Below are 23,002 nucleotides of genomic sequence, written 5' to 3' on the forward strand. Positions count from 1 at the left end.
CTCGCTCTCCAGTCCGGTCATCGTGCGTCTTCGCACGTAGAGGCGGCGCGACCGTACCAAAACGTTCCCTCGCCGTAGCGACGGGCCCGGAGCGCTTCGAAGCCGTCCGGCCAGCGGAATTCGCCACCTCTGGTGCTGCGCTCCACGGTGACGAGCGCTTCCGTCGCGAGCCACCCCTCCGTGCGGAGTGTGAGCAGAATCTCCCGAAGATCGTCGTCCGAGACGGCGTACGGGGGATCGAGGAAGACGATGTCGTACGGCTCGGCCGGCGCCGGTGTCCTGATGATCTGCTCCGCTTTGCCCGCCCTGACCTCGGCGCCGGGGAGGCCGAGGTTCCGTACGTTCTCGCGGACCGTGCGGGCGGCGCGGGCGTCCGCCTCGACCAGCAGGGTGTGGCTCGCGCCGCGGGAGAGGGCCTCCAGGCCCACGGCACCGGAGCCGGCATAGAGGTCCAGAATCCGCTCACCGTCCAGGGGGCCGCCGAGCAGGGACTGCCAGGTGGAGAAGAGGCCCTCGCGCGCGCGGTCGGAAGTGGGGCGGGTGCCGGTCCCTGGCGGGACGGCCAAGCGGCGTCCGCCGGCTGCGCCGGCGATCACGCGGGTCATTTCGGGGTCCTTGTTCGTGGACGACTTTGCGTTCAGTCTGGCAGGCGAAGGGGGCAGGCGCGTGATGGCCGTCGGCCTGTGCGGGTGCGCGGGCGCCGGTCGCGCCCGCGCGGCGGTAGCCGCATAGTCCATACAGCCCCACGCCCCTGGATGGGACCGACTCAGCCCTTTTCGAGGTACTGCTCCCTCTCGTCGTCCAACAGTGCGTCAAGGGCCGTGCGAAGGCCCGGCAGCCTGTCCAGCTCAGGGTCGGCCGACACCACCGCCGCAGCCTCCTCCCTCGCCTCCACGATGATCTCCTCGTCCTCGATGACCGCCAGGACCCGCAGGGAGGTGCGGGCACCCGACTGGGCCTGGCCCAGGACATCGCCCTCGCGGCGCTGTTCCAGGTCGATGCGGGAGAGCTCGAAGCCGTCGAGGGTGGAGGCGACCGCGCCGAGCCGCTGGCGGGCCGCGCTGGCCTCGGGCATCTCGGTGACCAGGAGGCAGAGGCCGGCGGCGGAACCACGGCCCACGCGGCCGCGCAGCTGGTGGAGCTGGGACACGCCGAACCGGTCGGCGTCCATGATCACCATTGCGGTGGCGTTCGGGACGTTGACGCCGACCTCGATCACGGTCGTGGCGACCAGGACGTCCGTCTCCCCGGCCGCGAAGCGGCGCATGACGGCGTCCTTGTCGTCGGGGTGCATACGGCCGTGGAGCACCTCCACCTTCAGGCCCGTGAGCGGGCCCTTGACCAGCTGGTCGGCCACGTCGAGGACGGCGAGCGGCGGGCGCTTCTCGGCCTCGTCCTCGGGGGACTTCTTCTTGGGATCCACGTCCTCGTCCCCGATCCGGGGGCAGACGACGTACGCCTGGTGCCCGTTCTCCACCTCCTCGCGGACCCGCTCCCAGGCGCGGGCCAGGAAGTGCGGCTTGTCGGCGGCCGGGACGACATGGCTGGCGATCGGCGAGCGCCCGGCCGGGAGCTGGTCGAGGACCGAGGTCTCCAGGTCGCCGAAGACGGTCATGGCGACCGTGCGCGGAATGGGCGTGGCGGTCATGACGAGCAGGTGCGGGGGCTGCTTGCCCTTGCCGCGCAGGGCGTCGCGCTGCTCCACGCCGAACCGGTGCTGCTCGTCGACCACGACGAGCCCCAGGTCGTGGAACTGCACCTTGTCCTCGATCAGCGCATGCGTGCCGATCACGACCCCGGCCTCGCCGGTGACGAGATCCAGCAACGCCTGCCGCCGTGCGGCCGCCCCCATGGATCCGGTGAGCAGCACCACCTTGGTGGCCTGCTCGGACCCGCCCAGCATCCCGCCCTCGGCGAGCTCCCCCATCATCTCGACGACCGACCGGTGATGCTGCTGTGCGAGCACTTCGGTGGGCGCCAGCATGGCGGCCTGTCCGCCCGCGTCGACGACGGCGAGCATGGCGCGCAGGGCGACCAGGGTCTTCCCGCTTCCGACCTCCCCCTGCAGCAGCCGGTGCATCGGATGCTCGGTCGCCAGGTCGTCGAAGATCTCCTTGGAGACCTTCCGCTGGCCCTCGGTGAGGGTGAACGGGAGGCGGTCGTCGAAGGCCGTGAGGAGGCCGTCGCTCTTCGGCTCGCGGGGCACCGCCGGGAGTTGGGCGTCGGCGTACCGGCGGCGGGCCAGGGCGACCTGGAGGACGAAGGCTTCGTCCCACTTGAGGCGGGCGCGGGCGTCGGCGATGTCGGCCTTGGTGTGCGGGCGGTGGATCTTGAGGAGGGCCTCCGGGAGGGAGACCAGGCCGCGGCCCTCGCGGAGGGAGTCGGGCAGCGGGTCGAGGGCTTCCCGGGCGCTGGGCAGCACCGTCTGGATCGCCTTGCCGATCTTCCAGGACTCCAGCTTGGCGGTGGCGGGGTAGATGGGGATGAGGGCTCCGGCCCAGGTCTCCACCGCTTCTTCGGTGTCGCCCTTCAGCAACTCATAGGCCGGGTGCGCCAGTTGGAGGCGGCGGTTGAACACGGAGACCTTGCCCGCGAACATCGCGCGCGTGCCCGGCAGGAGCTCCTTGTGGGGCGTGTGAACGCCGTGGCCGAAGAAGACCAGTTGGAGGCGGCCGCTGCCGTCCGTGATGGTGACTTCCAGGCGCTGGCCCTTGCCGCGGGGGGCCTTGGCGGAGACGAAGGAGTGCAGGCGGGCGTCGGCGACCTGGGCGACCACCGTGACGTGCTCGTCCATGGGGAGATCGGCGAGGTGGGTGAGCTGGCCGCGTTCCTCGTATCTGCGCGGGTAGTGGTGCAGGAGGTCGCCGACGGAGTGCAGGCCGAGATGCTCGGCCATCACCTTCGCGGTGGCGGGGCCGAGCACTGACTTCAGCGGTTGTTTCAGTGGTTCTTCCAGTGCGGGCACGAGATCCATTGCACACCACGCCGCTGACATTGCCGTATACGTCCCGGGAAACCCCTGGTCAGACGGGCTGTTCGGGCTCTAGGATGGCCCGCTCCGGCCATCCCCCGCGGTCACCGCCCCACCAGGGACCGCCCGACCCCGCGCCGAAGCTCTTCCCCCCACCGGCGCTGCGACGATGGACTCCCAGACCTCACAGTCATCCCAGGCATCACAGTCACCTCATACGTTCCAGGTCGACCTGCGTGGTTTGGTGGACCTGCTCTCCCATCACCTGTACTCCAGCCCCAAGGTCTATCTGCGCGAGCTGCTGCAGAACGCCGTGGACGCCATCACCGCCCGGCGGGGCGACGAGCCCGACGCCCCGGCCCGGGTGCGGCTGTACGCGGACGGCGGATCGCTGCGGGTGGAGGACTCCGGCGTCGGGCTCACCGAGTCCGACGTGCACAGCCTGCTGGCGACCATCGGCCGCAGTTCCAAGCGCTCGGACGGGCTGCAGGAGGCCCGCTCGGACTTCCTGGGCCAGTTCGGCATAGGGCTGCTCGCCTGTTTCGTGGTCGCCGAGCGGATCCGCGTCGTCAGCCGCAGTGCCCGTACGCCGGATGCCCCGCCCGTGGAGTGGACGGCGCGTGACGACGGCTCGTACACCGTGCGGACCCTGCCGGACGAGGCGCGCCCCGAACCGGGCACCACCGTGCACCTGGTGGCGCGGGCCGGGGCCGCGGAGTGGCTCTCGCCCGAGCGTGTCCTCACCCTGGCGCGGGACTTCGGGTCGCTGCTGCCCTACGACGTACGGGTGGGCGACGAGGCGGTCACCGACCTGCCGGCGCCCTGGGACCGCGCGTACCCCTCCCCCGCGACCCGGCGGGTGGCCCTGGCCCGGCACTGCCACGAGCTGTTCGGCTTCACCCCGCTGGACTCGATCGAGCTGAACGTGCCGCTGGCCGGGATCCGCGGGGTGGCGTACGTGCTGCCGTCGGCGGTGAGCCCCGCCCAGCGGGCCACGCACCGCGTGCATCTGAAGGGCATGTTGCTGACCGAACGGGCCGAACAGCTGCTGCCGGACTGGGCGTTCTTCGTGCGCTGCGTCCTGGACACGGACAGTCTGCGGCCCACGGCCTCGCGCGAGTCGCTCTACGAGGACGAGACCCTCGCCGCCGTGCGGGAGGCGCTCGGCGAAAGGATTCGCTCCTGGCTGACGGGGCTCGCGGCGGGCGATCCGGAACGGCTGTCCTCGTTCCTGTCGGTGCACCACCTGGGTGTGAAGTCGCTGGCGCGGCACGACAGGGAGATGCTGCGCACGATGCTGCCGTGGCTGCCCTTCGAGACGACCGACGGGCGGCTGTCCCTGGAGGAGTTCGCGCAGCGGCACCCGGTGGTGCACTTCACCCGGACGGTCGAGGAGTACCGGCAGGTCGCGCCGATCGCGTCCGCGCAGGGCGTCGGGGTGATCAACGGCGGTTACACCTACGACAGCGAGCTGGTCGAGGCGCTGCCGTCGGTGCGCCCCGGGACGGTGGTCGCCGAGCTGGACGCGGACACCGTGACCGCGCATCTGGACGCGGTCGACCCGGCCGAGGAACTGGCGCTGTCCGGCTTCCTGGCGGCCGCGCGGGAGAAGCTCGACCCGCTGGGCTGTGACGTCGTACTGCGGGCCTTCCATCCGCTGTCCGTGCCCGCGCTGCACCTGGACGACCGGGCGGCCCGGCACGAGCAGGCGCGGGCCGAGGCCGAGGAGCAGGCGGACGACCTGTGGGCGGGCATCCTCGGCTCGCTGCGCGGCAGCGCCCCGCGCGCGCGTCTGGTGCTCAACCATCTCAACCCGCTGATCCGGCGCATCAGTTCCCTGGCGGAACCCGAGCTGATCGGCACCGCGACGGAGTCGCTGTACGGGCAGGCGCTGCTGATGGCGCAGCGTCCCCTGCGGCCCGCCGACTCCGCGCTCCTCAACCGGGCGTTCATCGGCCTCCTGGAGTGGGCCACACACGGGGAGGACGGTCACCGATGACCGAAGACACCGGGATCACCGACTTCGACGCGCTGCGCCGGGCGATGGCCGAGAACGGTGAGCAACCGGAGGGTCCGGCCCGCAACGCGCGCGCGGAGCAACTGCTCGCCGAGGCCGAGCGGCTGAACATCCCGCTCGCCGTGATCGAGGCGCTCGGGCACCAGCTGAAGGTCTACAACTACAGCTCCGAGAAGGACAAGATGTTCGTCCCGTTCGCGCGGCTGCTGCGCATGTGGGACGAGCGGCCCGAGGACTTCGACGAGTACGAGACGCACTCGCTGCACTGGGTCTTCAAGTGGATGTCGGCCGGGATGCTGGACCAGCCGCACATCCCGCTCGCCTCGATCGAGAAGTGGCTCGGCGAGATGGAGCACCGCTACCGGCTGGCCGGGCATTCGGAACGGGCCGTGCGCAGCGCCGAGTTCAGCGTGGCGGCGCACATCGGGGACGTGGACCGCGCGGGGCGGGCGTACGACGCCTGGCTGGCCGCGGACCGGGACCGGATGGCGGACTGCCATGCGTGCGAGCTGCACGGGCAGGGCACCTGGCAAGTGAAACTGGGCCGCGACGCCGAGGCGCTGGAGCTGTGGCGGCCGGTCCTGGAGGGCGAGTACACCTGCGCCCACGAGCCTCACACCGTCCTCGCGTCCTCGCTGGCGCCGCTGTTGCGGCTGGGCCGCGTGGACGAGGCCCGCGCCCACCATCTGCGCGGTTTCCGGCTGGTGCGGCCCATGGAGAGCATGCGCGGCGCGTACGCGGACCACGTGGAGTTCTGCGCGCTGACCGGCAACGAGGCGCGTGGTCTCGAACTGCTCGCGGAGCGGCCGGCGTACTTCACCGACACCGGGCAGCCGCGCAGCCGGCTGGACTTCATGGCCGTGGTGACCCTGCTGATGGACCGGATGACCGGGCTCGGGCTCGGCGACGAGCGGGTGCCGGGGCCGGCCGGCCGGGCGTGGACCGCCCGGGAGCTCGCCGCCCACGCGCGCACGCAGGCCCTGGAACTGGCCGGGCGGTTCGACCGGCGCAATGGCTCGCCGTCCGTCGGCGAGCGGGTACGCGCGCGCATGGAGCAGCGGCCGCTGGTCGAGCGGCTGCCGCTCGGGGTGCGGACGGTCACCGTGCGCACCCCCGTGGCAGCCCCGCCCGCCCCCGTCACGGTCGCGGACCCGGCGGGCGAGCCGGACCTGCCCACGCTGCTCGCCGAGGCCCGGCGGCTGTCGGACACCCTCCGGCCCCACGCGATCGAGGCGTGGGCCGCGGTCGCGCGGGCGGCCGAGGGCGTCGAGCTGGACGCGCGCGACCGCGCGGAGATCGCCGACCACGAGGCGATGGACCGCGGCCCGGACGGCGTCGGCCTCTTCGAGCGGGCCGCCGAGCTGTACGCGGAGGCGGGCGACCCCGGGGAGGCGCTGGCGGCACGCACGCGTGCGGCGTACGTACGCGCGCTGTCGGGTCAGGTCGACGAGGCACTGGCGGCGGTCGCGGAGCCGTACGACACGGTCCTCGCTCTCTACGCCGACGAGGCGACCGGCGTACGGCAGACGGCGTCCGTGCTGATGGGGCGGGCGCGCATCCTGATGCGGCGGGTGCACGAGGACGCCCCGGGTGCCGTCGCCGCGGCCGAGCAGGCCGTACGGGAGCTGCTGGCGCTGGTGAACGGCCACGTCGGCGACGACGTGCGGCTGGCCTCCCGGGCCGCCGAGGGGCGCGCGATGCTCGCGGAACTGGCCGAGCACGCCGGGAACACGGAGCGCGCGGCGGAGCTGTTCCGGCGGGCCGCGCGGGGGTTCGTGGAGGCCGGGCTGCCCTGGTTCTGCGTGGAGTACGAGGTGCGGGTGGCCGCTCTCGCGCACCAGGGCGGCGACATGGCGGAGGCGGAGCGGGCGCTGCGGGCGTCCCTGGAGCACGGCGGGCCTTACCTGGAGGCGACCGGACGGGCCCAGCTGCACCTCCAGCTCGCCGAGGTGGTGGGCGGCCGGGGTGCCGTGCCGGAGGCCGCGGAGCATGCCCTGCAGGCCGCGCACTGGGCCGACGAGGCGGGCGAGAGCGCCACGCTGGGCGCCTGGGCGCGGCACCAGCTGGGCGGCTTCCTGCTGCGGCAGGGGCGGTTCGCCGAGGCAGCCGAGGTGCTGGAGTCGGCGCTGCCCGATCTGGACGCGGACACGCACGGCGACGGCGCGATCGTGCAGACGCAGTGGTGGCTCGGTGACTGTCTGAGCGAGCTGGGCGAGCACCGCGCCGCCGCCGAACGCCGGCTGCGGGCCGCCGAGATCGCCCGGCACTGGCCCGAGCAGCAGGACCATGCGACGCTCGCCCACCTCGCCGCCGAGTCCCTCGGGCAGGCAGGGCTGCAGGAGGAGGCGGACCGCGCCTACGCGCGCGCGGGCGGCCTGTGGCGCTCGCTCGGCAATGTGCACGGCCTCGTCCGCTCGCTGCGCGCCCGCGCGTGGCTGGCGCTGCGCGCGGAGGGCGGGCCGGCCGGGGCGCGGGAGCTGATGGCCGGCGCGGTCGAGGAGTGCGCGGCGGCACTGGAGACGGCCGGCGACGAGGAGACGCGCGGGCGGCTGCTCGCGGAACTCGGGCACACCCACCGTCAGTTCGGCGAACTGCTGGCCCGCTCGGTGTCCGAGGAGGCCGAGGACGGGGTGATCCAGGCCGCGTTCGAGGAGGCGCTGTCCCAGATGGAGCGGGCGGCCGCGGTGTTCGGCTCGCTGGGCGACGACGCCCTGCACAGCCGTACGGGGGCGGAGCTGGCCGCGGGCTGGCTGGAGGCCGACCTGGGCCGCCCGGCCGACGCGGCCGCACGCGCGCGTGTGGTGCTGACGGCGTACGAAGGGGCCGACGACGCGGACGAGACCGTAGCGGCACGCCGGGCCGAGGCGGGCCAGATGCTGGAGCTGCGGGACCGGTGAGCGCGGAGCGCCGGGGTCCGCTGCTGCACGGCGGGCATCCGGCGCTCCCTCGTTCGGGGCGTGCGGCTCACTCCACGCCGATGAGGAGCAGGGCCCCCTGCCGTCCGCCCCGGTACACCACCGTGTCGACGGCGAGGTAGGACTCGCGGACCCGCGCCTCCAGGCGGTCGGCGATCTCCTCCGGTGCGTCGTCGCCGAGGACGAGGGTGACCAGTTCCCCGCCGGCCTGGAGCATGCGGTCCAGGACGGTCTCGGCGGCGGCGGTGACGTCCGAGCCGATGATCGCGACATCGCCGTCGATGAGGCCGAGGACGTCTCCGGCCTGGCAGATGCCGGCCATGGTCCAGGACTGGCGCTCGGCGATGGCGACCTCGGCGTAGCGGGTGGCGCCCGCCGCCGAGGTCATCTGGACGACGTCCTCGTCGAAGCGGCGCTGCGGCTCGTGGACCGCGAGCGCGGCGATGCCCTGGACCGCGGAGCGGGTGGGGATGAGGGCGACCCTGATGCCTTCCGCACGGGCCTGTTCGGCCGCCGCGGCCGCCGTGTGGCGCAGCTCCGCGTCGTTGGGCAGCAACACCACCTCGCGCGCGTGGGCACGTCGTACGGCGTCGACGAGTTCCCCGCTGGCGGGCGGCTCTCCGGGGCGGGCGAGCACGGTGGTCGCGCCGGCCTCCGTATACAGCCCGGCCAGGCCCTCGCCGGGCACGACGGCCACCACGGCGCGCTGGACCCGCTCGCGGGGCGGCCGCGCGCCCCCGATGTGCACATCGCCGAGCCCGAAGTGGGTGATCCGGATCCGGTACGGCCGCCCGGCCTCGACGCCCGCCTCCACGGCGGCACCCGCGTCGTCGACGTGCACATGGACGTTCCACAGCCCGTCCCCGCCGACCACCACGAGGGAGTCCCCGAGGGCGTCGAGCCGCTCCCGCAGCCGCGCCACGGATTCGTCGCCGGCCTCCAGCAGATAGATCACCTCGAAGGCGGGCCCGCCGGCCTCCGCCCCGTCGCCGCACCCGGTCGCCTTCGTGGAAGCGGCCGCCCCGCGCGCGTGCGCCTCCGCGACGGCCTCCAGGTGTCCCGCATAGGCGGGCGCCGCCCCCTGCGCGCCCGTCGGCGCCTCCCCCGTGAACGTCTCCACCAGGGCGGCCAGCACCGCCACCAGACCCCGGCCGCCCGCGTCGACCACTCCGGCCCGCTCAAGGACGGCCAGCTGCCCCGGAGTCGCCGCGAGAGCCGTACGCGCCCCTTCATAGGCCGCGCGGGCGACCGTCCCGCAGTCGCCCTCGGTGCCCTCGGCCGCGGCGGCGGCGGCCGCGGCGACGGACAGGACCGTCCCCTCGACCGGGTGGGCCACGGCCTGGCGGGCGGAGTCGGCCGCGTGCCGCAGGGCGAGCCGCAGCCCTTCGCCGTCCGTGTGAGCGGCCTCACCGTCGGCGGTGAGCACCTGGGTCATGCCGCGCAGCAGCTGGGCGAGGATCGTCCCGGAGTTGCCCCGTGCCCCGATGAGGGCGCCGTGCGCCATGGCGTGCACGGCATCGGCCAGCGAGGGCCCGTTGCCGTTCGCCGGACCCGCCTCGTACCCGGCGAAGACCGCCTCGACCGCGGCCACGGCCGACTCCAGGGTCAGATACAGGTTCGTGCCGGTGTCGCCGTCCGCCACCGGATACACGTTGATCGCGTCGATCTCCTCGCGCGCCTGCCCCAGCGCCCGGAGCGCGAGACCGCACCAGGTGCGCACCGCGAGAGCATCGAAGAATGTCTGCGGCACCTGCGCCACCTGCGCCTCCCTGAGCTGCTGGACGTCGGACGCAGCGTAGACCCCGGGTCGCCGTCCACCGGAAGAGGGCCGGGAGCGGGCCCCTGAGCTGCCATGGTAGTTTCGTTCTACGGGCGCAGCCGTTGTATGCTGCTCCGGTTGCCCGATCCCGATCGGGCCATTCCCCTGGCAACGCCACTCAAGATCTCAGATTCTAGGATCTCGATCCCGGCATGCCGGGATCAACCGTAAGTGCATCTGAAGTCTTTGGAGTGACCCGTGGCTGCCAACTGCGACGTCTGCGGCAAGGGGCCGGGCTTCGGCAACAACATCTCGTTTTCGCACCGCCGTACGTCCCGCCGCTGGAACCCGAACATCCAGCGTGTGCGTACCGTGGTCGGCGGGACGCCGAAGCGCGTGAACGCTTGCACCTCGTGCATCAAGGCCGGCAAGGTCTCGCGCTGACGCACCTCCCCCAAGCTCTGACCGAGCAAGGGGGACCCCCATCACGCGCGGCCACTGCTGGTTCGCTGCATGAGCCGGTCCACCTGTGGGTGGACCGGCTTTTTGCCGTACCCGCGAGGTCACTCGGGCGTCCTGAACCGCCACGCGTGATCCACCGGCCCGATCCCCCCGCCCAGCGCGAACCCGGTCGCGATCGCCCCGGTGACGTACTCCTTTGCCTCGGTGACCGCTTTGGGCACGGAGCGCCCCTTCGCCAGCCCCGCCGCGATCGCGGACGCGAGCGTGCAGCCCGTGCCGTGCGTGTGCCGGTTGTCGTGCCGCGGTGAACGCAGCCAGTGCTCCTCGGAGCCGTCGGTGAGCAGGTCCACGGCGTCTCCGGGCAGATGGCCGCCCTTGATCAGCACCCAGCGCGGGCCGTGGGCCAGCACGGCGGCCGCGGCCGCCCGCAGCCCCTCCTCCGACTCGACGCGCACGCCGGTGAGTTGGGTCACCTCGTCGAGGTTCGGGGTGGCCACGGTCGCCACCGGCAGCAGCTTCGTGCGCATCGAGTCCAGCGCGGAGGCGGCCAGCAGCGAGTCCCCGTGCTTGGAGACGCCGACCGGGTCCACGACCGCCGGAGCGTCCGTCTCGCCGATCAACACGGCCACCGCCTCGACGAGTTCGGCCGAGGCGAGCATGCCGGTCTTCACGGCCTGTACGCCGATGTCGTCGACGACGCTGCGGTACTGGGCGCGGACCGCCTCCACGGGCAGCTCCCAGGCGCCCTGCACGCCGAGGGAGTTCTGCGCGGTGACCGCCGTGATCACGCTCATGCCGTGCACCCCGAGCGCGAGCATGGTCTTCAGGTCGGCCTGGATGCCGGCGCCGCCGCCGGAGTCGGAGCCGGCGACGGTCAGGACCCTCGGCGGCGCGCTCACGGCTCCATGTCCCCGAAGTGGTCCCAGCCGCCCTTGCTGGTCCACGGTGCCCCGTCGACCGTCACCTGGGGCAGCGCCGAGGGGTTGAGGACCTCGCCGATGACCTTCCAGCGGGCCGGCAGCTTCACGTCCGGCGGGAAGGTCGCCACGATCGCGTGGTCCTCGCCCCCGGTCAGCACCCACTGGAGCGGGTCGACGCCGACGGCCTGACCGATGTCGTTCATCTGGGACGGGATGTCGATCGCGCCGGAGCGGATGTCGATGCGGACCTTGCTGGCCTCGGCGATGTGCCCGAGGTCGGCGATCAGTCCGTCGCTCACGTCGCACATCGCGGTCGCGCCGAGCCCGGCGGCCGCGGGGCCCGCGTGGTACGGCGGTTCGGGGCGGCGGTGGGCCTCCACGAAGGCACGCGGCGAGCGGAAGCCGCGGGACAGCACCGCGTATCCGGCCGCGGACCAGCCGAGCCAGCCGGTCACCGCGACGAGGTCGCCGGGCTGCGCTCCGGCCCGGGTCACCGGCTCCTGGTTGCGCAGATCGCCGAGCGCGGTGATCGACACCATGATCGTGTCACCCCGTACGACATCCCCGCCGACCACCGACGCGCCCGCGACCTGGCACTCGTCGCGCAGGCCGTCCATCAGCTCGCTGGGCCAGGTGACCGGGAGTTCGGCGGGGACGACCAGGCCGAGCAGCAGCGCGGTCGGTACGGCGCCCATGGCCGCGATGTCGGCGAGGTTCTGCGCGGCCGCCTTGCGCCCCACGTCGTACGCCGTGGACCAGTCACGGCGGAAATGCCGCCCCTCCAGGAGGATGTCGGTGCTCGCCACGACCCTGCGGTCGGGCGCGGCGACCACCGCGGCGTCGTCGCCCGGGCCGACCCGGACCACCGGGGTGGTCGTCAGACGGGAGGTGAGCTCCCTGATGAGCCCGAATTCCCCGAGCTCACCAACAGTGCCCTTCATTGGCCCTTCGCCCCTTCTGTCCCTGTCCGTGCCCGCTCGCGCACCATCATCGTCCTCGATACGGTCGAGATGACCGTCAACTTCTGCCGTGCCTGCACCCCGGCGCGGATGCCCGGGTCTCCGCAGGTCTCCCCGCGGCGAGCGACGACGCGATACCGTGGCGTTCCTTTTCCCCACATGATCCTCGTGGCCGCCCTGGAGGTTCCGTGGTACAGGCGTACATCCTGATCCAGACGGAGGTCGGCAAAGCGTCGACCGTCGCCGAGACGATCAGCAAGATCCCTGGAGTCATCCAGGCCGAGGACGTGACCGGACCGTACGACGTCATCGTGCGGGCGCAGGCCGACACCGTCGACGACCTCGGCCGCATGGTGGTCGCCAAGGTCCAGCAAGTGGACGGCATCACCCGCACCCTGACCTGCCCGGTCGTGCATCTGTAGCCCCCGTCTACCCTTGGCCGGTGAACTTCTTCCGTCACCGGCTCATCGGTCTGCCCGCGCTGGCCCTGCTGATCTCCGTCGCGGGCTGCTCATCAGCAGACGACAGCACCACCGTGGCGGTTCCCAGCCCCGACGCGAAGACGGCCGGGATGTGCCGCGATCTGCACACGGTGCTGCCGAAGAAGCTGGACGGACGGAGCCGCAACGACCCCGAACCCCGGTCCGCCTACACGGCGGGCTGGGGAAGCCCGGCGATCATACTGCGCTGCGGTGTCGTGCGGCCGCCCAAGATGATCGACCCCAAGGTGGCCCGCGGCACCGACCCGAACGCGATCGGCGGCGGGGTCAACGGCGTCGACTGGCTCATGGAGAAGCAGGACGACGGGACGTGGCGGTTCACCACGGCCAAGCGCGAAGCCTATGTGCAGCTGATCCTGCCGAAGGAACTGTCCGGTCAGGACGACAGTGCCCGGGTGCTCGCCGAGATGGCCGCCTCCATCAAGAAGGCGATCCCCTCGGGGATCGCCTCCATGACATGACGGCCGCGGGCCGGGGGTCCGGCCGCTAGCGCAGCCCGGTCGAGCGGCGCAGCGCGGCCTGTACCAGCCGGTCCACCAGTTCCGGGTAGCTGATCCCGGTCGCCTGCCACATCTGCGGGTACATCGAGATCGGCGTGAAGCCGGGCATCGTGTTGATCTCGTTGATCACGAACTCGCCGTCCTCGGTGAGGAAGAAGTCGGCGCGGACCAGACCCTCGCACGAGGCCGCCTCGAAGGCGTCCACCGCGAGCCGCCGCACCTCGGCGGTCTCCTCCTCGGTCAGCGGCGCCGGGACGATGCCGGGCGTGGAGTCGATGTACTTGGCCTCGAAGTCGTAGTACGCGTGAGCGTCCGGCGGCGGGATCTCGGCCGGGACGGAGGCGCGGGGGCCGTCCTCGAACTCCAGGACGCCGCACTCGATCTCGCGGCCGCGCACCGCGGCCTCCACCAGGATCTTGGGGTCGTGGCTCTGTGCCTCGGCGATCGCCTCGTCCAGGCCCGAGAGGTCGTCGACCTTGGTGATGCCGATCGACGAACCCGCGCGCGCGGGCTTCACGAACAACGGCCAGCCGTGCTCGCCGGCGAAGTCGATGATCTTCTTGCGGGCGGCGGACTCGTCCTGCTGCCACTCGCGGGGCCTGATCACCACATACGGGCCGACCTTGAGCCCGAAGGAGGTGAACACCCGCTTCATGTACTCCTTGTCCTGGCCGACGGCCGAGGCGAGCACACCCGAGCCCACGTAGGGGACGCCGGAGAGCTCCAGGAGGCCCTGGAGGGTGCCGTCCTCGCCGTAGGGGCCGTGCAGCACCGGGAAGACCACGTCGACCTCGCCGAGGGCCTTGGGCACCGATCCGGGCTCGCTGTAGACGACCTCGCGGTTGGCGGGGTCGACGGGCAGCACCACGCCGCCCTCGCTGGACTCCGCGAGTTCCTCGACGCTCGGGGTACGGCGTTCGGTGATGGCCATCCGGTCCGGCTCGTCGGCGGTGAGCGCCCAACGGCCGTCCCGGGTGATGCCGATCGGGAGGACGTCGTACTTCGTCCGGTCGATGGCGCGCAGTACGGCGCCGGCGGTGACCACGGAGATCCCGTGTTCGGAGCTGCGCCCGCCGAACACGACGGCCACGCGCGGCTTGCGGGACGGCTGCTCAGGGCTCTGGGGGAGGTTCTCGGTGCTCATATCGGGTTGAGAGTACCCGGTGGTAGTGCTCCGACACAGCGTCCGACAGCCGGGATCGCTCAGCGTCGTTCCGGCTTCGCGCTGCGCGACATCAGCTCCTTGAGGGCCACCACTGGCGGCTTTCCCTCGTGCACGATGTCCACGACCGTCTCCGTGATGGGCATGTCGACGCCGTGCCGGCGGGCCAGATCCGCCACGGACTCGCACGACTTGACGCCCTCCGCGGTCTGCTTGGTGACCGCGATCGTCTCCTCCAGGGTCATGCCCTTGCCGAGGTTGGTGCCGAAGGTGTGGTTGCGGGAGAGCGGCGAGGAGCAGGTGGCCACCAGGTCGCCCAGGCCCGCGAGTCCGGAGAAGGTCAGCGGGTCGGCGCCGAGCGCCAGACCGAGCCGGGTGGTCTCGGCGAGCCCGCGCGTGATCAGCGAGCCCTTGGCGTTGTCGCCGAGGCCCATGCCGTCGGCGATGCCGACCGCGAGGCCGATCACGTTCTTGACCGCGCCGCCCAGTTCGCAGCCGACGACGTCGGTGTTGGTGTACGGGCGGAAGTACGGCGTGTGGCAGGCGGCCTGGAGCCGCTGGGCGACCGCCTCGTCGGTGCAGGCCACCACGGCGGCGGCGGGCATGCGGGCGGCGATCTCCCGGGCCAGGTTGGGACCGGTGACCACGGCGATACGGTCCTGGCCGACCTTGGCGACGTCGTCGATGACCTCGCTCATCCGCATCGCGGAACCCAGCTCGACGCCCTTCATGAGGGAGACGAGGACGGTGCCGGGCGCCAGTAGCGGAACCCATTCCGCGAGGTTGGCGCGCAGGGTCTGGGAGGGGACCGACAAGACCGTGAAGTCGGCGTGGGCGGCGGCCTCGGCCGGGTCGGTGGTGGCCCGCAGGTTCTCCGGGAGCTCGACGCCCGGCAGGTAGTCCGGGTTCGTCCGGGTGGAGTTGATCGCCTCGGCGACCTCCGCACGGCGGGCCCAGATGGTGACCTCGCAGCCCGCGTCGGCGAGCACCATGCCGAAGGCCGTGCCCCACGAACCGGCGCTGAAGACCCCTGCCTTGACCGGCTTGCTCACTTGCCCTGTCCCTGCCCTTCTGGCTGCTTGCCCTGGGTCTGCGTCTGCGCCTCGGTCCGGCGTCGCTGCTCGATCCGCTCCCGGCGCGGGTCGTAGGGCGTATCGGGCGCCTTCTCGCCGCGGATCTCCTCCAGCAGGCGGGTGATGGCGGCCATGATGACCTCGGTGACCTCCTTGAGGAGCTCCGGAGTCATCTCCCGGTCGTAGAAGCGCGACAGGTCGACCGGCGGGCCCGCGAGGACGTGGTGCGTCTTGCGCGGCCAGAGGTTGGGCTTCTTGGCGTACGCCGGCAGCAGTTCGTTGGCGCCCCACTGGGCGATCGGGATGACCGGGCACTTGGTCTGCAGCGCCACGCGCGCGGCACCGGTCTTGCCGGTCATGGGCCAGCCGTTCGGGTCGCGGGTGAGGGTGCCCTCGGGGTAGAAGGCGACGCACTCGCCGCGCTCCACGGCGTCGATCGCGGCCCGGAACGCGCTGAGCGCGTCGGTGCTCTCGCGGTAGACGGGGATCTGCCCGGTGCCGCGCATCGCGGCCCCGACGAATCCCTTCTTGAAAAGCCCGCTCTTCGCCAGGAATCGCGGAACGCGTCCGGTGTTGTACTGATAGTGCGCGTACGCGAAGGGGTCCACGTGGGAATTGTGGTTCACCGCGGTGATAAATCCGCCGTCGGCCGGAATGTTCTCCATTCCACGCCAGTCCCGCTTGATCAGAACCACCAGCGGCGGTTTGCAGAGGACCGCTGCGAAGCGGTACCAGAACCCGATTCTGCGGCGGGACACTCGGACACCTTCCTCTAGGACTTCTCCCCGGGTGCGGGGGCCGCACAAGTGTCGCCCCGGGCCGCCGGTCTGTCGAGGACACCGTACGCCCCATGACCGGAACCGCCGGATGACCCGAGTGACAATGTCCGCAACAAGAGAGGGACGGTACGTCGGTGCAGTGGACCTTGGTCATACCCCTCAAGCCCCTGGCGCGGGCCAAGAGCAGGCTCTCGGACACCGCCGCCGACGGGGTGCGCCCGGGACTGGCTCTCGCGTTCGCGCAGGACACGGTGGCCGCGGCGCTGGCATGCCCGCAGGTCGGGGATGTGGCGGTCGTCACGGACGACGAGCTGGCCGGCCGCACGCTGGCGGCGCTGGGTGCGCGGGTCGTCCCGGACGAGCCGGGCGGCGGTCTGAACGCCGCCCTGGCGCACGGAGCGGGGGTCGTACGGTCGTCGCGTCCGGGAACTCCCGTGGCGGCCCTGAACGCGGACCTGCCGGCCCTGCGGCCCGCGGAATTGTCGCGGGTGCTGGCGGCGGCGGCTGAATTCCCGCGCGCCTTTCTCGCCGATGCGGCCGCAATCGGCACCACCCTGCTGGCGGCGGCCCCCGACCGGGAATTGCACCCGGCATTCGGCACCGATTCGCGGGCCCGGCACCGTGCCTCGGGGGCGGTGGAACTCCGGCTCGACGCGGTCGACTCGGTACGGCAGGACGTGGACACCGGCGAGGACCTGCGCGCGGCACTGGCCCTCGGGGTGGGACCGCATACGGCGGCGGTGTCGGCGGGCCTGCTGATTCCGGGGTCCTGAGGGCGCCCGTTCGGGGACTGGGGATCCATGGAGCCGGCAGCCCGGCAACCCCCTGGGGGCGCGGGGAACGCGCTCAAACCACGACGTACCCGCACCCGGCAGCCGGGCCGCAAGCCCCACGACGCGACCCGCATCCCGGCGGGCACTAGGCTGGCCGTCATGCAGGCGACCGCATACACGTACGACCCCGAGACCCGCAGTGGTCAGGTGCTGCTCGACGACGGCACCCCGGTGCCCTTCGACGCGCCGGCGTTCGACGCGGGGGGCCTTAGGCTGCTGCGGCCCGGGCAGCGTGTACGGATCGAGACGGAACCGGCTCAGGGCGCCGGAGAGGGCCTGCGCATCACGCTGGTGACCCTGCAGACGTTCTGAACGTCCGCCCGAACGCGCCGCGGGCCGGGCTCCCGAGGGGAGTCCGGCCCGGCGTGTGAGTTGCCCTTCGGCCCTGCTGATCAGCGGGCGGTGGCCTTCTTGGCGGTGGTCTTGCGTGCCGTCGACTTCTTGGCGGGGGCCTTCTTGGCCGTGACCTTCTTCGCCGGGGCCTTCTTGGCGGTGGTCTTCTTGGCGGCCGCCGTGGTCTTCTTCGCCGCGGCCGTGGTCTTCTTGGCGGTCGTCTTCTTCGCCGTGGTCTTCTTCGCGGTGACCTTCTTCGCGGGTGCCGCCTTCTTGGCGGTGACCTTCTTCGCGGCCGCGGCCTTCTTGGCGGTGGTCTTCTTCGCCGCGGCCTTCTTGACCGTCGCAGCCGCGCCGCCGGTCAGGCTGCCCTTGGGCGCCTTCTTGACGGCGACCTCGCCGCCGCGCGGGAGCTTCTTCGTGCCGCTCACCAGGTCCTTGAAGCCCTGACCGGCGCGGAAGCGCGGCACGGAGGTCTTCTTGACCCGAACCCGCTCGCCCGTCTGGGGGTTGCGGGCGTAGCGGGCGGGACGGTCCACCTTCTCGAAGGAACCGAAACCGGTGACCGAGACCCGGTCCCCGGCGACCGTCGCGCGGACGATCGCGTCCAGGACCGCGTCGACAGCGTCGGCGGCCTGCTGGCGGCCGCCCAGCTTGTCGGCAATCGCTTCTACGAGCTGCGCCTTGTTCACGTCTTCCCCTTCGGAGACATCGCCAGAACGAAAGTGTTCAAGCTTTTTCGCACGTTAGGCAGATATATACCGCAAATCAAACACGAAACGGGCTTATCACCCGTGCGCCGCAACAGACTCGGCTGTCTCGGACGGTTCAGCCTTCCTCGCCGGGGATTCGCCCCTCGTCGAGGTCAGCCGTGAACCGCTCCAGACGCCTTGCCGCATCGGCGAGATCGTGCTTGGCCGCGGCCGTAATGACCAGCAGCTTCCGGGTCAGCGCCATCCGTACGCCCTCCGGGACTTGCAGTGCGCGCACTCTTGTGTGCGCTTCCTTCAGTTGGTCCGCGACCGCCGCATAGAGCTCGAGTTGGCCGTCGTGTTCCATGCACAGATTGTGCCATCTGGGGCGAGTTGTCGCCTGCGCAGGGTGCAACTGCCGCCTCAAATGGCCTTCCGGGCACTTGCGGGGGGCGCGGTCACTGTACTCACGTACCCCGGCAACAGCCGTCGTAACGTGGGAAGTTGGGCGGACGTGCGAGAACGCGCAGGGCCGTTCGGGTGCAGACATGGCTGTACCCCCAATCGTGGCGATCGGGGGTACAGAAGAGGTGTTGCGGTGGCCGAAATCAGACCTGGATCAGGCGCCGGTCAGCTCTGGAGCGTCCGCGGCTTGTACGACGGGCGCTTGGCCTCGTACGCGGCGATGTCGGCCTCGTTCCGGAGGGTGATGGAGATGTCGTCCAGGCCGTTCAGCAGCCGCCAGCGGGAGTTCTCGTCCAGCTCGAAGGAGGCGGTGATGCCCTCGGCGCGCACCTCACGCGCCTCAAGGTCCACCGTGACCTCAGCAGTGGGGTCCTTCTCGGTGAGCTCCCACAGCGCGTCCACGGTCTTCTGCTCCAGAACCACCGTGAGCAGGCCGTTCTTCAGCGAGTTGCCCCGGAAGATGTCGGCGAAGCGGGACGAGATCACCGTCTTGAAGCCGTAGTTCTGCAGCGCCCAGACGGCGTGCTCACGGGAGGAGCCGGTGCCGAAGTCGGGGCCCGCGACCAGCACGGTCGCCCCCTGCCGCTCGGGGCGGTTGAGCACGAACTCCGGGTCCTTGCGCCAGGCCTCGAACAGCCCGTCCTCGAAGCCGTCCCGGGTCACCTTCTTGAGCCAGTGAGCAGGGATGATCTGGTCCGTGTCGACGTTGCTGCGGCGCAGCGGGACGGCCCGGCCGGTGTGGGTGGTGAATGCTTCCATGACTGATCAGACTCCAGCGGGCACGGGGGTGTCGGCGGACAGGTCGGCGGGGGACGCCAGGTGGCCCAGGACGGCGGTTGCGGCCGCGACCTGCGGCGACACCAGGTGCGTACGCCCGCCCTTGCCCTGCCGGCCCTCGAAGTTGCGGTTGGAGGTGGACGCGGAGCGCTCACCGGGAGCCAGCTGGTCCGGGTTCATGCCCAGACACATCGAGCAGCCCGCGTGCCGCCATTCGGCGCCGGCCTCCTTGAAGACCACGTCCAGGCCCTCGGAGACGGCCTGCAGGCCCACGCGCACGGAGCCCGGGACGACCAGCATCCGTACGCCGTCGGCGACTTTGCGCTCCCTGAGGATGTCCGCGGCGGCGCGCAGGTCCTCGATGCGGCCGTTGGTGCAGGAGCCTACGAAGACGGTGTCCACCTTGATGGAGCGCAGCGGCTGACCGGCGTCCAACCCCATGTATTCCAGGGCCTTTTCGGCGGCGAGGCGCTCCGAAGCGTCTTCGTACGAAGCCGGGTCGGGGACGGACGCCGAAAGCGGCGCGCCCTGGCCGGGGTTGGTGCCCCAGGTGACGAACGGCGAGAGGGCGGCGGCGTCGATGTGCACCTCGGCGTCGAAGACCGCGTCCTCGTCCGTCTTCAGGGTCTTCCAGTACGCCACGGCGGCGTCCCAGTCCTCGCCCTCGGGAGCGTGGGCGCGGCCCTTGATGTACTCGAAGGTCGTCTCGTCGGGGGCGATCATGCCCGCCCGGGCGCCGGCCTCGATCGACATGTTGCAGATGGTCATGCGGGCCTCCATCGAGAGCTTCTCGATGGCGGAGCCGCGGTACTCCAGGATGTAGCCCTGGCCGCCGCCCGTACCGATCTTGGCGATGATCGCCAGGATCAGATCCTTGGCGGTGACGCCCTCGGGCAGCTCGCCGTCGACCGTGATGGCCATGGTCTTCGGGCGGGCCAGCGGCAGGGTCTGGGTGGCCAGCACATGCTCCACCTGGGAGGTGCCGATGCCGAACGCCAGCGCGCCGAAGGCACCGTGCGTGGAGGTGTGGGAGTCGCCGCAGACGACCGTCGTACCGGGCTGGGTCAGGCCCAGCTGCGGGCCGACGACGTGCACGACGCCCTGCTCGACGTCGCCCAGCGGGTGCAGCCGCACGCCGAACTCGGCGCAGTTCTTGCGCAGGGTCTCCAGCTGGGCGCGGGAGACCGGGTCCGCGATGGGCTTGTCGATGTCGAGGGTCGGGGTGTTGTGATCCTCGGTCGCGATGGTGAGGTCGAGACGGCGCACCTGGCGGCCTTTCTGGCGCAGGCCGTCGAAGGCCTGCGGGCTGGTCACCTCGTGCAGCAGGTGCAGATCGATGAAGAGGAGGTCGGGCTCGCCCTCGGCGCGCCGGACGACGTGGTCGTCCCAGACCTTCTCCGCGAGTGTCCTACCCATCGCTTTCCCTTCGGCCGGCAAAGGTGCGCCGGCCCAACTAGAGATCTTGGGAGGCGGCCCCCGCACCCTGTGCCGGGCACCCGCCGCCAGGCCCGTTTGATCCGCGGGCCGCTGTGCATACAAGGGTTGCGCGTCTCACGGAAAATTGAACTTGCGTTTCACAGAGTGAGACGTGAGTATCGTTGCATGGACAACAGTAGCGGCGTCGGCGTTCTGGACAAGGCAGCCCTTGTCCTCAGCGCTCTGGAGTCCGGTCCGGCCACCCTCGCGGGTCTGGTCGGGGCCACCGGACTGGCACGACCCACGGCCCACCGGCTGGCCGTGGCTCTGGAACACCACCGCATGGTGGCACGCGACATGCAGGGCCGGTTCATCCTCGGGCCGCGCCTGGCCGAGCTGGCCGCGGCGGCGGGCGAGGACCGCCTGCTGGCGACGGCGGGCCCGGTGCTCACCCACCTCCGTGATGTCACCGGCGAGAGCGCGCAGCTCTACCGGCGCCAGGGTGACATGCGTATCTGTGTGGCCGCGGCGGAACGGCTGTCCGGCCTGCGGGACACGGTCCCGGTCGGCTCCACGCTGACCATGAAGGCGGGCTCCTCGGCACAGATCCTGATGGCCTGGGAGGAGCCCGAGCGCCTGCACCGGGGCCTGCAGGGCGCCCGCTTCACGGCGACGGCCCTGTCGGGTGTGCGGCGCCGCGGCTGGGCCCAGTCCATCGGCGAGCGCGAGCCGGGGGTCGCCTCCGTCTCCGCGCCGGTGCGCGGCCCGTCCAACCGCGTGGTGGCCGCGGTGTCCGTCTCCGGCCCCATCGAGCGGCTGACGCGCCACCCGGGCCGTATGCACGCCCAGGCGGTCATCGACGCCGCCGGGCGCCTCTCCGAGGCGCTGCGCCGCTCGGGCTGAGCCCTTCGCAGCCTCGGGGTACGTCACCGGGGAGGGCCCGCCTCAACGCCGCGGCAGGTCCTCCCCGTCCCCCCGCTTCAGACGGTCTTCTCGGGCTCGGGCACCGGCTGCGACCGGTACGCGAACCGGTCCTTCGCATACCGGCCCCGCCGCTCCAGCGGCACCTGTCCGTGCGCCGCCGCCAGGCCGAACGCCGGCATGTCGCCGTAGACGGACTCGTACGACCCCTCCGGCACGACGTACGTCTCGTGCCAGATGCCCACGTGCCCGCGCACCTTCCCGGCCTTCTCCTTGCGATTGACCAGCGCCCAGACGTGGTGGTGGAAGGCGTCCGGCGCGGTCGCGTACGCGTAGAGCTTCTCCTTGGACTCCCAGTACTGCACCACGTAGTAGGTGCGCGGCGAGGCGGTCAGCAGGATCCGCCCCAGCAGCCCCCGGCTCGGGTCGCGAGCAAGCTCCCCCAGCATGCGCAGCATCGCCAGCAGCACCGGGAGCCACTGGTGCACCGCCCGGAAGTGGTTGATGCGCATGCCGATCAGCAGGACCACTACGTCACCCTCTGCCGCCGCGGTGGTGCGGCCCGGAACCGGTGTGGTGGACACGGCGCCCCTCTCGTCCGATCGGATAGCGGCACTATCCTTCCGTGTGATGCTTGGATAGTGGCACTTCCCAAGGAAAGGCGCAAGGCATGCGGCTTGCCGAGCTGAGTGAGCGCAGCGGCGTATCCACCGCGACGATCAAGTACTACCTGCGCGAAGGACTGTTGGCGCCGGGCCGCCAGGTCAACGCGACGACCGCCGAGTACGACGAGGAGCATCTGCGCCGGTTGCGTCTGGTGCGCGCGATGATCCAGGTCGGGCGGCTGCCGGTGGCGACGGTGCGGGAGGTGCTGGAGCATGTCGACGACGAGTCGCTGGGCCGCACCATCCGGCTGGGCGCCGCCCTGTGGGCGCTGCCGCAGGTGCCGGAGCCGGACGAGGACGACGAGTACGTCCGGACCGCCCACCGTGAGGCGGACGGGCTGCTGGAGGTGCTGGGCTGGACCAACGCCCAGCTGCTCACGACCGTCTCCCCCTCGTACCGCTCCCTGGTGGTGGCGATCGCCGCGTTCCGCCGGCTCGGCTACGACTGGGACGCCCAACGACTGGTCTTCTACGCGATGTTGATGCACGAGGCGGCGAGGTACGACCTGGACTTCGTGGAGGCGCAGCCGTCGGAGGCGGAGAAGGCGGAAAGCGCGGTGATCTCGGCGGTGCTGGTCGAGCCGATGCTCCAGGCCCTGCACCGGCTGGCCCAGGAGGAGGAGTCGGCGCGGCGGTACGGCTTCGAGTAACGCCGAAGGCCCTCCAGCGAGCTGGAGGGCCTTCGTCCGGTGTACCCCCGACCGGATTCGAACCGGCGCTACCGCCTTGAGAGGGCGGCGTGCTAGGCCGCTACACAACGGGGGCGAGGATCTTACGTTTCCGCAGATCCGAGCTGGTCTACCTGGACTCGAACCAAGACTAACTGAACCAGAATCAGTCGTGCTGCCAATTACACCATAGACCAATGATGGTTTAGACCAGT

22 protein-coding genes and 2 tRNA genes are annotated in these 23,002 nt (G+C 71.6%); 9 read left to right on the plus strand and 15 right to left on the minus strand.

Going from position 1 to position 23,002, the window contains the following annotated elements:
- Nucleotides 1–17: 17 nt before the first annotated feature.
- Together rsmD and recG are read right to left on the minus strand one after the other, a co-directional pair.
- Nucleotides 18–605, minus strand: coding sequence for a 16S rRNA (guanine(966)-N(2))-methyltransferase RsmD (gene rsmD / locus Q8A52_RS32485; protein WP_316757943.1), 588 nt, complete (start codon nucleotides 603–605; stop codon nucleotides 18–20).
- Nucleotides 606–766: 161 nt separating this feature from the next.
- Complete coding sequence (recG, locus tag Q8A52_RS32490; RefSeq protein WP_316757945.1) at nucleotides 767–2,974, minus strand: ATP-dependent DNA helicase RecG; 2,208 nt, start codon at nucleotides 2,972–2,974, stop codon at nucleotides 767–769.
- Between the two features lie 166 nt (nucleotides 2,975–3,140).
- Here recG and Q8A52_RS32495 point away from each other — a divergent pair, with 166 nt between their 5' ends.
- Nucleotides 3,141–4,970, plus strand: a complete 1,830-nt coding sequence (locus Q8A52_RS32495) for an HSP90 family protein (RefSeq protein WP_316757947.1) — start codon at nucleotides 3,141–3,143, stop codon at nucleotides 4,968–4,970.
- Complete coding sequence (locus Q8A52_RS32500) at nucleotides 4,967–7,885, plus strand: tetratricopeptide repeat protein (protein ID WP_316757950.1); 2,919 nt, start codon at nucleotides 4,967–4,969, stop codon at nucleotides 7,883–7,885. Before Q8A52_RS32495 ends, Q8A52_RS32500 begins: the two co-directional genes overlap by 4 nt.
- 67 nt (nucleotides 7,886–7,952) lie before the next feature.
- On the opposite strand, the gene Q8A52_RS32505 is transcribed toward Q8A52_RS32500, so the two are convergent.
- Nucleotides 7,953–9,662: a DAK2 domain-containing protein gene (locus Q8A52_RS32505; protein ID WP_316757952.1), complete on the minus strand. Its 1,710-nt coding sequence runs from the start codon at nucleotides 9,660–9,662 to the stop codon at nucleotides 7,953–7,955.
- A gap of 258 nt (nucleotides 9,663–9,920) precedes the next feature.
- Here Q8A52_RS32505 and rpmB point away from each other — a divergent pair, with 258 nt between their 5' ends.
- Complete coding sequence (gene rpmB, locus Q8A52_RS32510) at nucleotides 9,921–10,106, plus strand: 50S ribosomal protein L28 (RefSeq protein WP_009190838.1); 186 nt, start codon at nucleotides 9,921–9,923, stop codon at nucleotides 10,104–10,106.
- A 119-nt stretch (nucleotides 10,107–10,225) separates the two neighbouring features.
- Here rpmB and thiD read toward each other — a convergent pair whose 3' ends face one another.
- Complete coding sequence (thiD, locus tag Q8A52_RS32515; protein ID WP_316757954.1) at nucleotides 10,226–11,023, minus strand: bifunctional hydroxymethylpyrimidine kinase/phosphomethylpyrimidine kinase; 798 nt, start codon at nucleotides 11,021–11,023, stop codon at nucleotides 10,226–10,228.
- Complete coding sequence (locus Q8A52_RS32520; RefSeq protein ID WP_316757956.1) at nucleotides 11,020–11,985, minus strand: thiamine-phosphate kinase; 966 nt, start codon at nucleotides 11,983–11,985, stop codon at nucleotides 11,020–11,022. Before Q8A52_RS32520 ends, thiD begins: the two co-directional genes overlap by 4 nt.
- Before the next feature lie 206 nt (nucleotides 11,986–12,191).
- Between Q8A52_RS32520 and Q8A52_RS32525 the strand changes: the two genes are divergently transcribed.
- Entirely contained in the window at nucleotides 12,192–12,425 is a 234-nt protein-coding gene (locus tag Q8A52_RS32525; RefSeq protein WP_003997603.1) for an Lrp/AsnC family transcriptional regulator, read from the plus strand.
- A gap of 20 nt (nucleotides 12,426–12,445) precedes the next feature.
- Entirely contained in the window at nucleotides 12,446–12,964 is a 519-nt protein-coding gene (locus tag Q8A52_RS32530; RefSeq protein WP_316757960.1) for a DUF3515 domain-containing protein, read from the plus strand.
- A gap of 25 nt (nucleotides 12,965–12,989) precedes the next feature.
- On the opposite strand, the gene Q8A52_RS32535 is transcribed toward Q8A52_RS32530, so the two are convergent.
- Genes Q8A52_RS32535 through Q8A52_RS32545 form a run of 3 tightly spaced genes read right to left on the minus strand, consistent with a single transcriptional unit; the run spans nucleotide 12,990 to nucleotide 15,996 of the window.
- Nucleotides 12,990–14,147, minus strand: coding sequence for a D-alanine--D-alanine ligase family protein (locus Q8A52_RS32535; RefSeq protein WP_316757961.1), 1,158 nt, complete (start codon nucleotides 14,145–14,147; stop codon nucleotides 12,990–12,992).
- A 59-nt stretch (nucleotides 14,148–14,206) separates the two neighbouring features.
- On the minus strand, nucleotides 14,207–15,217 hold the full coding sequence (locus tag Q8A52_RS32540; RefSeq protein WP_316757964.1) for an NAD(P)H-dependent glycerol-3-phosphate dehydrogenase: 1,011 nt from the start codon (nucleotides 15,215–15,217) through the stop codon (nucleotides 14,207–14,209).
- A complete protein-coding gene (locus Q8A52_RS32545; RefSeq protein ID WP_316757966.1) occupies nucleotides 15,214–15,996 on the minus strand; it encodes a lysophospholipid acyltransferase family protein in 783 nt (260 codons plus the stop codon). Before Q8A52_RS32545 ends, Q8A52_RS32540 begins: the two co-directional genes overlap by 4 nt.
- A gap of 155 nt (nucleotides 15,997–16,151) precedes the next feature.
- Here Q8A52_RS32545 and cofC point away from each other — a divergent pair, with 155 nt between their 5' ends.
- On the plus strand, nucleotides 16,152–16,790 hold the full coding sequence (cofC, locus tag Q8A52_RS32550) for a 2-phospho-L-lactate guanylyltransferase (RefSeq protein WP_316757967.1): 639 nt from the start codon (nucleotides 16,152–16,154) through the stop codon (nucleotides 16,788–16,790).
- 159 nt (nucleotides 16,791–16,949) lie between these two features.
- Nucleotides 16,950–17,162: a hypothetical protein gene (locus Q8A52_RS32555; protein ID WP_316757969.1), complete on the plus strand. Its 213-nt coding sequence runs from the start codon at nucleotides 16,950–16,952 to the stop codon at nucleotides 17,160–17,162.
- Between the two features lie 80 nt (nucleotides 17,163–17,242).
- On the opposite strand, the gene Q8A52_RS32560 is transcribed toward Q8A52_RS32555, so the two are convergent.
- The 4 genes from Q8A52_RS32560 to leuC form a co-directional block, all read right to left on the minus strand.
- Nucleotides 17,243–17,875, minus strand: a complete 633-nt coding sequence (locus tag Q8A52_RS32560) for an HU family DNA-binding protein (RefSeq protein ID WP_316757971.1) — start codon at nucleotides 17,873–17,875, stop codon at nucleotides 17,243–17,245.
- Between the two features lie 136 nt (nucleotides 17,876–18,011).
- Nucleotides 18,012–18,242 (minus strand): SCO5555 family protein, encoded by a 231-nt coding sequence (locus Q8A52_RS32565; RefSeq protein ID WP_316757972.1) that lies wholly within the window; start codon nucleotides 18,240–18,242, stop codon nucleotides 18,012–18,014.
- Between the two features lie 263 nt (nucleotides 18,243–18,505).
- Nucleotides 18,506–19,099: a 3-isopropylmalate dehydratase small subunit gene (leuD, locus tag Q8A52_RS32570; RefSeq protein WP_316757974.1), complete on the minus strand. Its 594-nt coding sequence runs from the start codon at nucleotides 19,097–19,099 to the stop codon at nucleotides 18,506–18,508.
- A 6-nt stretch (nucleotides 19,100–19,105) separates the two neighbouring features.
- Nucleotides 19,106–20,533 carry a 3-isopropylmalate dehydratase large subunit gene (gene leuC, locus Q8A52_RS32575; RefSeq protein ID WP_316757975.1) on the minus strand — a complete coding sequence of 476 codons (1,428 nt, stop codon included), beginning with the start codon at nucleotides 20,531–20,533 and terminating at the stop codon, nucleotides 19,106–19,108.
- Nucleotides 20,534–20,719: 186 nt separating this feature from the next.
- On the opposite strand from leuC, the gene ndgR reads away from it, so the two are divergent.
- Complete coding sequence (gene ndgR / locus Q8A52_RS32580) at nucleotides 20,720–21,436, plus strand: IclR family transcriptional regulator NdgR (protein WP_145883474.1); 717 nt, start codon at nucleotides 20,720–20,722, stop codon at nucleotides 21,434–21,436.
- A gap of 77 nt (nucleotides 21,437–21,513) precedes the next feature.
- Here ndgR and Q8A52_RS32585 read toward each other — a convergent pair whose 3' ends face one another.
- On the minus strand, nucleotides 21,514–22,038 hold the full coding sequence (locus Q8A52_RS32585; RefSeq protein ID WP_316757980.1) for a DUF4188 domain-containing protein: 525 nt from the start codon (nucleotides 22,036–22,038) through the stop codon (nucleotides 21,514–21,516).
- A gap of 86 nt (nucleotides 22,039–22,124) precedes the next feature.
- Between Q8A52_RS32585 and Q8A52_RS32590 the strand changes: the two genes are divergently transcribed.
- Nucleotides 22,125–22,769 carry a MerR family transcriptional regulator gene (locus Q8A52_RS32590; RefSeq protein ID WP_316757982.1) on the plus strand — a complete coding sequence of 215 codons (645 nt, stop codon included), beginning with the start codon at nucleotides 22,125–22,127 and terminating at the stop codon, nucleotides 22,767–22,769.
- Between the two features lie 42 nt (nucleotides 22,770–22,811).
- On the opposite strand, the gene Q8A52_RS32595 is transcribed toward Q8A52_RS32590, so the two are convergent.
- Together Q8A52_RS32595 and Q8A52_RS32600 are read right to left on the minus strand one after the other, a co-directional pair.
- Nucleotides 22,812–22,884 (minus strand) — tRNA-Glu (locus tag Q8A52_RS32595).
- 28 nt (nucleotides 22,885–22,912) lie between these two features.
- A tRNA-Gln gene (locus Q8A52_RS32600) sits at nucleotides 22,913–22,984 on the minus strand.
- Between the last annotated feature and the right edge of the window lie 18 nt (nucleotides 22,985–23,002).

It is taken from the genome of Streptomyces herbicida (assembly GCF_032656585.1).
GTDB classification, from domain to species: domain Bacteria; phylum Actinomycetota; class Actinomycetes; order Streptomycetales; family Streptomycetaceae; genus Streptomyces; species Streptomyces herbicida.